Source organism: Brachyspira hampsonii 30446 (assembly GCF_000316195.1).
GTDB classification, from domain to species: domain Bacteria; phylum Spirochaetota; class Brachyspiria; order Brachyspirales; family Brachyspiraceae; genus Brachyspira; species Brachyspira hampsonii_C.
Window position 1 is genome coordinate 655,897 of record NZ_JH994110.1, and the last position, 13,069, is coordinate 668,965.

General features: G+C 26.3%; 13 protein-coding genes and 1 pseudogene. 6 read left to right on the forward strand and 8 right to left on the reverse strand.

Going from position 1 to position 13,069, the window contains the following annotated elements:
• Positions 1-57 precede the first annotated feature (57 nt).
• Positions 58-2,082, forward strand: coding sequence for a hypothetical protein (locus A966_RS02935; RefSeq protein WP_008722364.1), 2,025 nt, complete (start codon positions 58-60; stop codon positions 2,080-2,082).
• Between the two features lie 68 nt (positions 2,083-2,150).
• Here A966_RS02935 and ptsP read toward each other — a convergent pair whose 3' ends face one another.
• From ptsP to aroC, 5 genes are all read right to left on the reverse strand, one after another.
• Entirely contained in the window at positions 2,151-3,896 is a 1,746-nt protein-coding gene (gene ptsP / locus A966_RS02940) for a phosphoenolpyruvate--protein phosphotransferase (protein WP_008722366.1), read from the reverse strand.
• A gap of 27 nt (positions 3,897-3,923) precedes the next feature.
• Entirely contained in the window at positions 3,924-4,190 is a 267-nt protein-coding gene (locus A966_RS02945; protein WP_008722367.1) for an HPr family phosphocarrier protein, read from the reverse strand.
• Between the two features lie 502 nt (positions 4,191-4,692).
• Positions 4,693-5,481 (reverse strand): type III pantothenate kinase, encoded by a 789-nt coding sequence (locus A966_RS02950; protein ID WP_008722369.1) that lies wholly within the window; start codon positions 5,479-5,481, stop codon positions 4,693-4,695.
• 2 nt (positions 5,482-5,483) lie between these two features.
• Positions 5,484-6,878: a CCA tRNA nucleotidyltransferase gene (locus A966_RS02955; protein ID WP_008722370.1), complete on the reverse strand. Its 1,395-nt coding sequence runs from the start codon at positions 6,876-6,878 to the stop codon at positions 5,484-5,486.
• Between the two features lie 94 nt (positions 6,879-6,972).
• On the reverse strand, positions 6,973-8,082 hold the full coding sequence (aroC, locus tag A966_RS02960; protein WP_008722371.1) for a chorismate synthase: 1,110 nt from the start codon (positions 8,080-8,082) through the stop codon (positions 6,973-6,975).
• Between the two features lie 259 nt (positions 8,083-8,341).
• On the opposite strand from aroC, the gene A966_RS13365 reads away from it, so the two are divergent.
• The 5 genes from A966_RS13365 (at position 8,342) to A966_RS02980 (ending at position 10,916) form a co-directional block, all read left to right on the forward strand.
• The gene (locus tag A966_RS13365; RefSeq protein ID WP_155800008.1) at positions 8,342-8,500 is read left to right on the forward strand and encodes a hypothetical protein; all 159 of its coding nucleotides are present in this window, start codon (positions 8,342-8,344) and stop codon (positions 8,498-8,500) included.
• A gap of 450 nt (positions 8,501-8,950) precedes the next feature.
• Positions 8,951-9,544: a DUF2589 domain-containing protein gene (locus A966_RS02965; RefSeq protein WP_008722373.1), complete on the forward strand. Its 594-nt coding sequence runs from the start codon at positions 8,951-8,953 to the stop codon at positions 9,542-9,544.
• A 48-nt stretch (positions 9,545-9,592) separates the two neighbouring features.
• Positions 9,593-10,222 (forward strand): DUF2589 domain-containing protein, encoded by a 630-nt coding sequence (locus tag A966_RS02970; protein WP_008722379.1) that lies wholly within the window; start codon positions 9,593-9,595, stop codon positions 10,220-10,222.
• Between the two features lie 35 nt (positions 10,223-10,257).
• Positions 10,258-10,605: a hypothetical protein gene (locus tag A966_RS02975; RefSeq protein ID WP_008722380.1), complete on the forward strand. Its 348-nt coding sequence runs from the start codon at positions 10,258-10,260 to the stop codon at positions 10,603-10,605.
• A 38-nt stretch (positions 10,606-10,643) separates the two neighbouring features.
• Positions 10,644-10,916 (forward strand): hypothetical protein, encoded by a 273-nt coding sequence (locus A966_RS02980; protein ID WP_008722381.1) that lies wholly within the window; start codon positions 10,644-10,646, stop codon positions 10,914-10,916.
• A 161-nt stretch (positions 10,917-11,077) separates the two neighbouring features.
• Here A966_RS02980 and map read toward each other — a convergent pair whose 3' ends face one another.
• The 3 genes and pseudogenes from map to A966_RS02995 form a co-directional block, all read right to left on the reverse strand.
• Positions 11,078-11,872 carry a type I methionyl aminopeptidase gene (map, locus tag A966_RS02985; RefSeq protein ID WP_008722382.1) on the reverse strand — a complete coding sequence of 265 codons (795 nt, stop codon included), beginning with the start codon at positions 11,870-11,872 and terminating at the stop codon, positions 11,078-11,080.
• Between the two features lie 13 nt (positions 11,873-11,885).
• Positions 11,886-12,149 (reverse strand): hypothetical protein, encoded by a 264-nt coding sequence (locus A966_RS02990; protein WP_008722383.1) that lies wholly within the window; start codon positions 12,147-12,149, stop codon positions 11,886-11,888.
• Between the two features lie 26 nt (positions 12,150-12,175).
• Positions 12,176-13,069 (reverse strand): annotated as a pseudogene (locus tag A966_RS02995) (AAA family ATPase); the annotation flags it as partial.

Consider the following 13,069-nt stretch of genomic DNA (forward strand, 5'->3'; position numbering starts at 1 on the left):
TACAATATCAAATATTTATATTTTATTATATTTATATGTTTCTATTTGGAGTATTTTATGAAAAATAGAAACATATTTTATATAGTTTATATAATACTAATCATAGTTGCAGCAATAACACTTTTAATTTTATCTATATTAGGCAGTAAGACTAGAATAGGATACATAGAAATATTAAAAACTTATAGAAATACATATACTAATACTTTTCAATATTATGTAAAAGTTGGATATTATAATAAGATATTCAGACATAGCGATATATATGTTGTATATGTAGATACAAATAAAGTTTTAGATAATAATAATTTTATAAAAGAAATTAATATGGATGGAAATGGAAGTGCTTATGGAAATGTTATATCTAGTAAAGCGATAGATAGTAAAATAGATAATATTGAATATACATTGAAATTAAAGAAAAAATTTATTATATCTATAATAATTGTATATATAATAATATTATTTACATATTTAATTTATACATTTATCAGTAATAAAAAAATAGTTTTTTATAATATAAAACCATATAAATATAAAACAAAAATATTATATATCATTTTAATTATGCTATTTGGTTTACTTGTGAGACTTTTTTGGGCATATCAGCAGGAAGGCTTGTATTGGGATGAATATCATAGTTTAAATTATTTGAATAAAGGAGAACAGTCAGAATATCATATATTATACAATGAATTTAAAAATATATTAGGATATGAAATATTAAGAAATATAACTATAGATAATTCTAGTGTAAAAGACTGTTTTGATGATATAAAAAGACTATATAAAAATACGAATGATCCTTTCATAAGCAATTTATATTATAGTTTATTGAGACTGGCTTTTATAGGAAGAGAGGCAGTTAGTATAAAAAATATAATAATGACAGGTACTATTTTAAATTGTATATTTTTTATAATATCATTTATTTTCTTATATAAAATACTTAAATTAATATTTGAGTATAAATACGATTGTATATTGTTTTCACTTTTAATTATGTCTTTATCACCAATATCGATAAGTTTTTCAATGTTTTTGAGAGCCTATCAAATGCAGGAAACTTTTTTTGTAGTTATTACATATTTAGTTATTGATACAATTTACAATAATAAATATTCTATAAAAAATTTAATAATAACAACAGTTATATCTGGTGTTGGATATCTTACTTTATATTCATCTATGCTCTTTGTATTAATATTATCTGCTATGCTCTTTATTAACTATATAGAACATTTCACAAATATAAAAAAAATTATCATATTTAACCCATTAATAAAAATAGAAAGCTATAAAGTTATAATATATTATGCTGCATCATTTATATTAGCTTTATTAGTTTCAAGATTATTATATGCTAGTTTTTTTTCATCATTATTCAATGCAAATGGCAGAGCAAGTACTTCATTAAAATTTTCAGGAGAACTATTACAGTACATTAATAATTTATCATTTGATGGTTTAATACCTTTGTTATCATTGTTAATAATTGTATTTTTATTTTATTTAAAAAAGAATAATAAAGATCTATACATTAATCTAAATGAAGACAAATTTAAATTGCTGGTATTTATTATTGTACTTGGTATAATATATGCATTATTAGGAGATTTAACAAGCCCATTTAAACTTGAGAGATATTCAGCAGCTAGTTACATACTAATTTTATTTATATTTCCTTTAGTATTTTCTGTGATTAATAATAATAAAATAAAATATACAGTATTTATTTTGATTTCTATAATTTATATTTATAATGTTACAAATAACAAAAGATTTAGTTACTTTGAAAAAACAGATAGAGATAAGTATGTTTTAAAAGAAAATATTAAAGTTTATTCGTATAAAAGTTTTTATGTTTTTCATGAATATAATTATTTGAATACAAATTTATATTATACTTATATAGATAATGAAAATGATTTAAATATCATAACAAATGATAATAAATTTTATTTTTTAATTAATGAAGATACAGAATATATATTAACTAATAATTTATTAAAAGATTATGAAATTCAATATTTAACCAAAATGAACAACGGCACTTCTATATTAAAATTAGATAAGAAATAAAAAACATATATAATAAAAAGGGAATCAATTTCTTGACCCCTTTTTATTATTATCACAATTAATATTTTTTAATAACTTACAGTACCGCCTTTTTCATGTACTTCTAAGAATCTTAATAATTCAGCTTTAACTTCTTCAGCAGTATCAAGTGAAAGTACTCTTTTAGCAAGCATCTGACATTCAGGCTTATCTAAAGAGATTATCATTTTCTTAACTTCAGGTATTGATATAGCAGACATTGAGAATACATCAAGTCCAAGTCCGAAAAGTAATGGTACCGCAAGTAAATCTCCTGCTAATTCTCCGCACATAGAAATAATAATTCCGCTTGCATGTGCTCCTTCTATAGCCATTTTTATAGCTATAAGTACAGATGGATTGTAAGGGTCGCAAATAGCAGCTATTTTTTCATTTCCTCTGTCTGAAGCTAAAGTATACTGTGTTAAGTCATTAGTACCTATTGAAAAGAAATCAGATTCCCTTGCAAATGCTTCAGCTCTAAATACAACTGAAGGGGTTTCTATCATCATACCCAATTCCAAAGCCTCATTAAATGCAATATTTTCTTTCATAAGTTCTAGTTTACATTCATTGAATATAGCCTTAGCCTTACGAAGTTCCTCTATAGATACTATCATAGGAAGCATAACTTTTATTTTGCCGAAAGCTGAAGCTCTAAGCAATGCTCTAAATTGTGTTCTTATGATAGAAGTTTTATCCAAACATATTCTTAAAGCTCTCCATCCAAGTGCAGGATTTTCTTCTTTAGGCATTTCTAAATAAGGAAGATATTTATCTCCTCCTATGTCCATAGTTCTTATAGTAACAGTATGTCCGCTCATAGCAACAGCTACTTCTTTATAAGCCTTAAACTGTTCTTCTTCTGTAGGGAAGTCAGTATTTTCCATAAAAAGAAACTCTGTTCTATAAAGTCCTATACCATCAGCTCCATTTTTCAAAACCCCGCCTAAATCAGCAGGAGAACCTATATTAGCATATACTCTAATTTTAGTTCCGTCTTTAGATATAGCATCTTTATGAGCATATTCCTTTAATAAAGCTCTTTTTTTATCAAATTCTTCTTTAAGTTTTAGACATTCATCTATAGATTCTTTAGTAGGATTTACTATAACCGAACCTGTATTTCCATTAACTATTATAATCTGCTCATTTTCTACATCTTTTAAATTATTGCCTACACCCACAACAGCTGGAAGCTCTAAAGATCTAGCCATAATAGATGTATGCGAAGTTCTTCCTCCTATTTCTGTAACAAATGCAAGAGTGTTTTCCAAATCTAAATTAGCAGTGTCAGAAGGAGTTAAATCTCTTGCAATTACTATGGAATCTTTAGGAAGATTAGAAACATCAACTATATCTTCTCCTTGAATATTTCTTATCCATCTGTCAGAAATATCAACTAAATCTCCAGCCCTCTCTCTTAAATATTCATCTTCAACTTCACTTAACATTTTAGTGTAAACTTCTACACCTTGCGATAAAGCATATTCAGCACAAACTTTATCATCAGTTATAATGTTATTAACTTCTTCAAGTAAGTCTTCATCTTCAAGCAAAGTTATATGAGCATCAAATATTTCCGCTTTTTCTTCTGAAACTTTTTTAGCTGTAGTTTCTCTTATTTTTATAAGCTGTTCTTTAGTTTTATTTCTAGCTTCTAATAATTTAGCCTTTTCAGTATCTACATCTTTACATGGGCATTTAGAAATTACTATATCTTTTTTAAAAAATAGATAAACTTTACCTATAGCTATGCCAGGAGAAACTCCTATTCCAGTAATTCTTTTTTCCATACTATAATTCCATAAATAAAAAATTAATTAGTCTTTTAAATTAGATATAAATTCTTCTATCTTTTTTAGATTTTCTTCTTCATTTTCTCCATCACAATAAACTGTGAGTACAGAGCCTTTTTTTACCCCTAATGACAAAACTTTTAAAAGAGATGAAGCATTAACTCTTTTACCAGCTTCGTTTTCTACTTCTATTTTGCATCCTGCTAATGATTTTATAAATGTTACGAATTCATTACCAGGTCGAGCATGAAGTCCTGTATCGTTTTGTATAGTTACTTTACCTATAGTCATTGAAACTCCTCCATTCTTTTCTTATATATAATTTTAAGTATATCAGTTTTTTTTCATTTGTCAAATTATAGCAGTATTAAAAGTATATTTTTAGTACAATAAAAAAGAATTCTTATCATAAAAAATAAAATACTGTACAATTATTATAATTTTTTCATAATTAACTTTTTTGCTTTAACATTATAATTTGCTTATATATTTATTATTCATAATAATATCTATTCATTATTAAATATAATATAAAATTTGATTATATTTTTAAATTATCTAAAAATGTTTATATTTTTTAAGATTTTATTATTATTTTATAGCAGTAAATTGTAATTGCAGATATGTATCCTATGCTAAAGATAAAACTTTTAAAAGAGATGAAGCATTAACTATTTTTCCAGATTCATTTTCTATTTCAACTTTACAATAGCGGACATTTCATAAACTTTTTATTATTAAGTAAATTATATATGTATTAAATAATATATAATTGTAATTTTATGATTTAAAATTATTTTTTATGTATCATATTAAAATAAATACCCTGTAAAACTAGAAACGGATATACTTTGCATTTCAATAATTTTAAATTGGATATTCCTCCTGTTAAAAATATTTTGCATTTAATATTATATTTAGATTTTATATATTTTTTAGTTTCTGATACAGCATAATTAACTGTACCTATTGTATTGTATATAGCTCCTGACATGATAGCATCTTTTACATTATTGTTTATAGGATTAGGAATTGATTCTATAGGCCCTATTTCATAATATGGTAAAGAAGTAACATTTGATAATGCCTGATAACTTGTTTTTGTACCTGCTATAATCATACCGCCTAAAAAAGTAAAATCTGAAATCATAATACTGATTGTAGTAGCTGTACCCATATCTATAACTATTGAAGCGTATTTATCTTCATTATTATTATTTGTGCTGCCGCCGTTTTCAAGACATATAGATGCGTAAGTAGATAATATTCTATCTATACCTACAGAATCTCTAGGCTCATAATAATTATCTTTTAATTCAATATCATTATGAGTAACTCTATGAGGTTTCATATTAAAACAATCTTCTATGCTGCCTTCAAATAGATCATTTACTTTTAGTGAAACACTGCTGTAAAATACATTCTTTATATCTGTATGATTATTTTTTATTTCATTTAATGCATTTACTAGATCTAAAGCATTGCTATGCTCTATAGCTTTATAATATAAAGGTTTGCAATTTTTTTCTTCAAAAATTCCTAGCTTAACTCTAGTGTTTCCTATATCTGAAAGCAAATACATTTTTAAACCCCATCTTTTATATTGTTACTCTCTAAAAAGTTTTTTGTTTTTTCCATAAGGAATTCTTTATTATTCAATTCTGGTTCATCTAATATTAAATCCAATAAATAATTGAGTATTTTTCCTATTAAAGGTCCTGGATTTAAATTAAATTCATTGATTAAATCATTTCCGTCTATTTTTAGATCTTTTACTGTAATAGCATTTTCTTCTTCGATTATCTTATCTATTCTAGCCAATAATTTAGGTATAGCCTTACTTTCTTTATCTTTTCTGTTTCCGCTTCCTAGTCTGTCAGCTTCTCTTAATCTTAAAAGAGGTTTTATATTTTCAACGCCAATAGCACGCATAAATCTTCTAACCGCACCGTCAGTCCATTCATCTTGATAATAAAACATATGCTGTCTTACCAATAATGTAACAAAATCTATTTCAGCATTAGAATATTTTAATCTTTTCATTATTTTTTTGGCAACATTAGCTCCTACAACCTCATGATTATAATAAACAGGATCATCTTGTTTAGATACTTTTTTTTGAACCATAGGTTTAGCTATATCATGAAATAGTGCTGCAAGCCTTACCAATAATGTTAATTCTTCAGTTTCTAAGGGTTCTACTGATTGTACTGTATGAAGAATATGATAATAAACATCATATTTATGGAATTTATTCTGATTTACTCCAAATCCTTGCATAAGTTCAGGCAGTATTAAAGATAATACACCTGTTTTTCTAAGTAATTCTAAACCTCTGAAAGGGTTTTTGGATAATAGTATGCCGTTAAATTCTTCTCTTATTCTTTCTGCAGCAATTGAAGCAAGCATTCCTGTAGAGTGCGTTATAGCATCAAATGTTTCTTTTTCTATATCGAAATCTAATTTTGTAGCAAATCTTATGGCACGCATTATTCTAAGTCCGTCTTCTCTAAATCTTTCATAAGGATTGCCTACAGATTTCACTATTTTTCTCTTTATATCTTTCATGCCGTCAAACATATCTATCAGACTTCCGTCTAAAATATTATATGCCATAGCATTTATTGTTAAATCTCTTCTAGGTAAATCTTCTTCTATACTAGAAGCATATACCACACTATCAGGATGTCTTCCATCGCTGTAATTTCCATCACTTCTAAAGGTTGTTATTTCCACATGCATATCTTCTATAATTACTAGTATAGTTCCATGCTTTATGCCTGTTGGAATTGTATATTTAAATATTCTTTGTACATCTTCAGGTCTGGCATCTGTGGTGATATCATATTCATGCGGAGTGATGCCCATTATAGAATCTCTAACTGCACCGCCTACTAAAAAACATTGAAAACCTTCAATATATAATATTCTCGCTACTTCTTTTATCGGATGAGGTATATCTGTAAATATTTTCTTCACTTAATATCCTATAATGTTTTATTTTATATAGTATATACAATTTTTCATTAATTACAAATTTTTAATACTGTAAAAATATACTATTCTTGCAGTATTAAATAAATTTTCCTTTCATATCTATGCATAAGTCAAGTATCGCAATTGCAATAGCAGCTTCTATAACAGGCACAGCCCTTACAGCTATGCAAGGATCATGACGCCCCTTAATAATAAGAGTTTCTTCCTCCTTGGTTTCCATATTTAAAGTTAATTGTTTTTTTGAGATTGACGGAGTTGGTTTTATTACGGTATTAACTATTATAGGCATACCGTTGGATATTCCTCCTAGTATTCCGCCGTTATTATTAGTTTTTGTTTCTATTTTTTTTGTATTATTATCATCTTTTATTGTGTAGGCATCATTACATTCACTAGCTTTATAATTTACAAAATCAAATCCAAGTCCGAAATCAATTCCCTTCACAGCAGGTACTGCAAATATTGACTGAGCTATTCTGCTTTCTATAGATGAATAAAAAGGATCTCCGAAACCAGCTGGCATATTAAATACAGCAGCAGTTATAATTCCTCCAACAGAATCCATATTCATTTTTGCTTCTTCAATAGTTTTTATCATTTTATACATAGCTTCATTATCAAATACACTTAATTCTTTATTATAATTGTTTACAAACTCTTCATAAGATGGAAATGTATTGTTTGGATATTTATCTTTTATATTGTATATTTGCTTAATATGTGCTGCTATTTCTATACTAAATTTTTCTTTCAAAGCTAATTTTGCTAATGCTCCTGCAAATACTAAAGGAGCAGTTAATCTTCCAGAAAAATGTCCTCCTCCTCTTATATCATTAAATCCTTCATATCTAAGCATTGCCGTATAATCACTATGAGAAGGTCTAGGCAGAGTTTTTAAATTGGAATAATCACCGCTTCTTTTGTTTTCATTTTTTATTATTGCAGCAATAGGCATACCTGTACTCTTATTTTCTAAAATGCCTGATAATATTTCTGGTTTGTCAGATTCTGTTCTTGCGGTTGTTAGTTTGGCATTTTTTGCTCTTCTTCTTTCCATTTCTCTTTCTATAAAATCATTATCTATATTAATTCCGTAAGGAAAACCGTCTATAACGCAGCCTATAGCTTCACCATGTGATTCTCCAAATAAACTTAATTTAATATTATTTCCAAACACGCTTCCCATAAATTATTCCTAAAAGTAAATTTTCTATTAGTATATATCATTTTTTATAAACTTTCTATATTAGATTAGTAATTTAAAAGTTAGATAATATTAGTTTTTAATAAAATTTATTTAGTGTTAAATGTATTATAATTAATAAAAAATATATATGATTATGAAATTAATTTAATCGCAGTTAATAAAGGTATGCTATAATTAATTGAAATAATTTAATATTATTATTATTATTGTAAAGAAAATACATTAGGAGGGTAATGTTATGGACAGATTTAAAGAAATTATTACAGCTATAGAAAAATCAGTTGCTGAAGCAGAATATAAATTAGACGAAACACAATTAAGTAGTATATTAAAATATTCAAAAAAAGATATAATAAAAGATACTAAGAAAAGCAGTTCCAATAAAAAAGATGATTGATTTACATTAGATGATTTCCAATAATAGACCTGTTTCAAAACTAAATTAATAAATATTATACTGTTTTTATTTTTTTATTTTGTAAGGTAGGTTTCACAGTACTTCTCCCAAAAACCTTTTTGTGTGCTGTAGGCAGGCATATCTATATACTAAATAACAATTTTGTACTGATATAAAATATTATATTATCAATTTTAAAATTAAATAATTTTAATAATTAATCTTGTCATGGACTTTTTAAATAAATCTATTAGTAATTTAAAAGCTAGATAATATTAGTTTTTTAATAAAATTTATTTAGTGTTAAATGTTTTATGGTTAATAAAAAAATATATGATGATTATGAAATTATTTAGTTTAGTTAACAAAGGTGTACTATAATTCATTCAAATAACTTAATAATATTATTATTATATTATTGCAATGAAAATACACTAGGAGATTAAAGTTATGTCTAAATTTAATGAAGTAATTATTGCAATTGCAAAATCAGTAGCTGAAGCAGAAGCTCAGCTAGAAGAAGTACAGCTAAGTAATTTATCAAAATACTTTAAAAAAAAGAGAGATAAAAGTCATAGTGAAGTAGGCGAATATTTACCTGGTATATTTCCTATAAGATTAAAAATCGGCGTACCTGATGAAAACAATAAATATGGTAATAAATATTATTGTGTTCCATATATAAATTTGCTTCCAATATCTCAGCTTAATATAGATTCAGTTAATGCTTCTTTTGATATAGGTATTGTTGAACTTATAGAACCACAAAAAAGTACTAATAAATCCGTGTTTAACAATGTTTATGATGATGATAAAGTATGTAATATGAGTGATTTTGAAAATTCTTCAAATATATCCGTCGATGTTACAGGTGCTGGTCTAGATAAATGCAAAGGAACAACTATAAATGTTCAAGTTTCAATTTCTAAAACAGAAATTAGTGATGGAATGTCTAGACTCATAAACGAAATAACAAATTTAAGTCAAGGATTCATAGAAGTTAAAGATGACAAAAATGATATCCACAATGATATAAATAATTAAAATTAACTAATATTAAAATATAAAAAATATACTTTTAAGGAGGGAATTATGGCCGGTCCAATAGCAAATCAATTTACAGGTCTTCCAATGGCCTCTCTTATAGGAGGTCCTTTACAGGCGGTAGCCGATGCCCAATTAAGTTTGGCTAATACTACAAAAAACTTTATAGAAACAGTTGCTTTTGATCAAACTAAAGATAATAATAATAATGTTAAAAAGACATTAAGAATGGTTGAGTTTGAATACCAAAGGTTATTAACACCAGATGGCAAGGATAGCAATGGCGGTGATGGTGGTGTGGTAAATATGACATTAAAGGTACCTTTTATTAGTATAGTTAAAGTACCGTCTCTATTTGTGGATTCTGTTGATATTACTTTTGATATGGAAGTAAAAAGTTCAGAAGAAGAAAAAAGTACTGATGATAAATCAGCGTCAGGAACAGGTGAGGGAGAGCTTAACTTAGGACTATTTTCTATTAAAGCTACAATAACAGGTTCTATAAGTTCTCACAAAGAAAACACTAGAAAAACAGATACTTCAGCTAAATACCATGTAGAAGTTCATGCAGTTGATCAAGGTATGCCTGAAGGGCTTGCTAGAGTATTAGATATTATTAATGCTAATATAGCTCCTATATCACCTAAATTACCTGATGATAATAATAAAAATAAATGATAATAAAGTTATATATTCTATATTAAAATTAAAAAATGATTATTAGTTTTAATAATATAAAAAAAAATTTAGATGAAAAATCTATTCTGATAAAAGAGGTTTATGAGGCAGAGCTTTTAAAAAAATATTCTGCTTTGATACCTCTTTTACAGGATAAATTTAATACTAAAGAAGTATATAATTTTCTTTCTTATAGAAATTACAATGCTGATATTAGTTTTACTATTACAGTATATAAAATATCTGATAATGTATTTTCTACTACTAATAATAATGTTTCAAAAGATTCTTATGAGATTTATTTCTCATCTGAAAATGGTATAAAAATCAATAATGAAATAGTAAATAATTTTGAAAATATGATATTAGTTATAGATAGTTAGTAAGAATGTTAATTATTTTTTATTTTGGAGTTTTAATTATGGCTGAAAATAAAATTTTTGATTTAAGTAATATAAGATATGTTAAGAGAATAATAGTAGGTCAGAATGATCCGAATATTCCTTATAAAGAAGAAGATTACCAAAAAGCAAATGAGCTTTTAAATAAATGTTTAAATGAAATACCTAGAGGAAAAATTATAGGCATAGAAAGAAATTTTTATTTATTTAATTTAGGAGAACATCAAGTAGTTCTTCAATGGCTTACTTATCATGTGGGATTTGAAAGAAAACCCATGTGGCTTGAAGAATAATTTTATTTATTATTTTTTAATACTATATACTATCTACAAACTGTCAGCAGAAAAGCTTCAAGTATTGTTTGATAATAATACAAAAGACTTTACAGAAACTGCTTCTTGTGAAAAAATAAAGAAAAACCCAATTCAGATGAAAAACATAAATGATGAGTTTATTACTGTTTTATGCCTAGTATTTCTACGCCTGTTTTAGTGATTAAAACGGTATGTTCAAAATGCACAGCCAACGAATAGTCAGCAGTAGATAAAGTCCAGCCATCTTTTTCTTTTTCGTATTTATCAGTACCATTTGTTATCATAAGCTCTAATGCAAGTACCATATTAGGTTCTAATTCTACATCATTATTAGGGTGATAAAAATTAAATATATAAGGGGCTTCATGATATTCATAGCCTACACCATGACCCGTTAACGACTTTATAACATTAAATCCGTATTCATGTACTTTGCTTTCTACAGCTTTTCCATACTCGCTTAAAAGTACATTTGGTTTTAATTTATAAATGCCGTATTCTAAAGATTTTTTGCAGGCATCTATTAATTTATAAGCTCTATGATTAACAGACCCCATACCTCCTTCTATAACTATAGTTCTGGCACAATCAGCATAGCAGCCATTATATTTTACTCCTACATCCACACATACAGGCTCTCCATGAACTAGTATTTTATTGTTTGTAGGTCTTCCATGTGCAATCTCATTTCCGCTTGATATACTTGTAGCAAAACCGTAATCAGGAACTTCAAAATTGGCAGGATATGCATTTTTTGATTTTATATATTTTTCAACTTCTTTATCTACTTTAGAAGCCCTTACTCCGGACATGCAAAGTTTGAATGCTAAATCTATAGAGTCTTGAGCTATTTCAGCAGCTTTTTTTATATTCTCTATTGTATTTTCATCTTTTATTTTTGGTTTTATTATTTCTATACCTTCTTTTATAAACATTTTATTTTATTCCTTATTTTAAAGATTTAGGAGTAAATATATATAAAAGAATTACCAGTACAATAGCCCCTAATATTGCAGATGATAGATTTATTTTTATATATTGTATATTACTTATTCTAGGAAAGTAGTAAGATCCAAGCAGAGCACCAACAGTTGCTATAAGAAACATCATCACCCAGCCGCCGAATACTTTTATTTTAAGTATTTTAACAAATACCAAACTGACAATGATTCCTATAACTATAAATGCTGATACTACTATAATATATTCCATATTTTTTTATAACCTCTTTTATTTTACTAATTAGATGAAAGTCCTATGAAAAATGATTTTAATCCTCCTTCATCATTTTCTATCGGTACAAATATCATATGGGAAATATCCTTTCTATCTTCAGTATCAAATTTATTTTTTATGGAGTCTGAAGCAAATGGATCAGATACATATAATGTTTTTTTATGAGATAGAATCTTTTTAAATAAAGGTTCATTCTCACTAATACTCAATTTATTTTTTGTATTATCTGATATATTTTGAGATTCTACTATATCATAATTTCCATTATCTTGTCTGCTAAGCATAGCAGCATGTATAATGTCCAATCCTGACTGCTCTTTTACCCATTCCAACATTTCTTTCATATTTTTATTAATAAATTTTTTACCTCTAAGAGCTTTTAAAACTTTTTTCCAATTAGAAGTCATGTTTTCTTTTACTTTTTCTTCTGCCTCTCTGTAAAAATCATTTGGTACCTTAGGCACTTCTTCCGGATCATATAAATCTTTATCTATTAGATCTTCTGTATCAAAAGTGTCTTTTTCGCTTGCAGGTTTAATTACTTCTCCGTCATCATATTCTTCATTGAAGTTAGGTGATATATTAGAATTTTCTTCATTGCTGTTATTATCTTCATCATCATAATCACCTAATAGAAAATCTTTATTAAGAGAAAAATTAAAGGCATCGCTTGAAGAAAAATATTCTTCTTCTTTTTTTACTATCTCATCTTCTAAAATAGAACCATGACTTATCAAAATATCCCCCTCATTATTATCATCTATAATATCATCTATTCCTTTTATAATATCATTATCTGATGAGTTCTTATTATTATCAATAGTTTCATCTAGTTCTTCTTCATTATCAGCATTATCCGCTTCTTTATCATTATTTTCTATTTCATCTTTCAAATC

Bases quoted from the DNA above. Each gene is read 5' to 3' on its own strand.
- A966_RS02950 (WP_008722369.1), bottom strand. From the start codon at position 5,481: ATGTATTTGCTTTCAGATATAGGAAACACTAGAGTTAAGCTAGGAATT.
- ptsP (WP_008722366.1), bottom strand. From the start codon at position 3,896: ATGGAAAAAAGAATTACTGGAATAGGAGTTTCTCCTGGCATAGCTATA.
- A966_RS02965 (WP_008722373.1), top strand. From the start codon at position 8,951: ATGTCTAAATTTAATGAAGTAATTATTGCAATTGCAAAATCAGTAGCT.
- A966_RS02970 (WP_008722379.1), top strand. From the start codon at position 9,593: ATGGCCGGTCCAATAGCAAATCAATTTACAGGTCTTCCAATGGCCTCT.
- A966_RS02980 (WP_008722381.1), top strand. From the start codon at position 10,644: ATGGCTGAAAATAAAATTTTTGATTTAAGTAATATAAGATATGTTAAG.
- A966_RS02975 (WP_008722380.1), top strand. From the start codon at position 10,258: ATGATTATTAGTTTTAATAATATAAAAAAAAATTTAGATGAAAAATCT.
- A966_RS02935 (WP_008722364.1), top strand. From the start codon at position 58: ATGAAAAATAGAAACATATTTTATATAGTTTATATAATACTAATCATA.
- aroC (WP_008722371.1), bottom strand. From the start codon at position 8,082: ATGGGAAGCGTGTTTGGAAATAATATTAAATTAAGTTTATTTGGAGAA.
- A966_RS02945 (WP_008722367.1), bottom strand. From the start codon at position 4,190: ATGACTATAGGTAAAGTAACTATACAAAACGATACAGGACTTCATGCT.
- A966_RS02990 (WP_008722383.1), bottom strand. From the start codon at position 12,149: ATGGAATATATTATAGTAGTATCAGCATTTATAGTTATAGGAATCATT.
- map (WP_008722382.1), bottom strand. From the start codon at position 11,872: ATGTTTATAAAAGAAGGTATAGAAATAATAAAACCAAAAATAAAAGAT.
- A966_RS13365 (WP_155800008.1), top strand. From the start codon at position 8,342: ATGGACAGATTTAAAGAAATTATTACAGCTATAGAAAAATCAGTTGCT.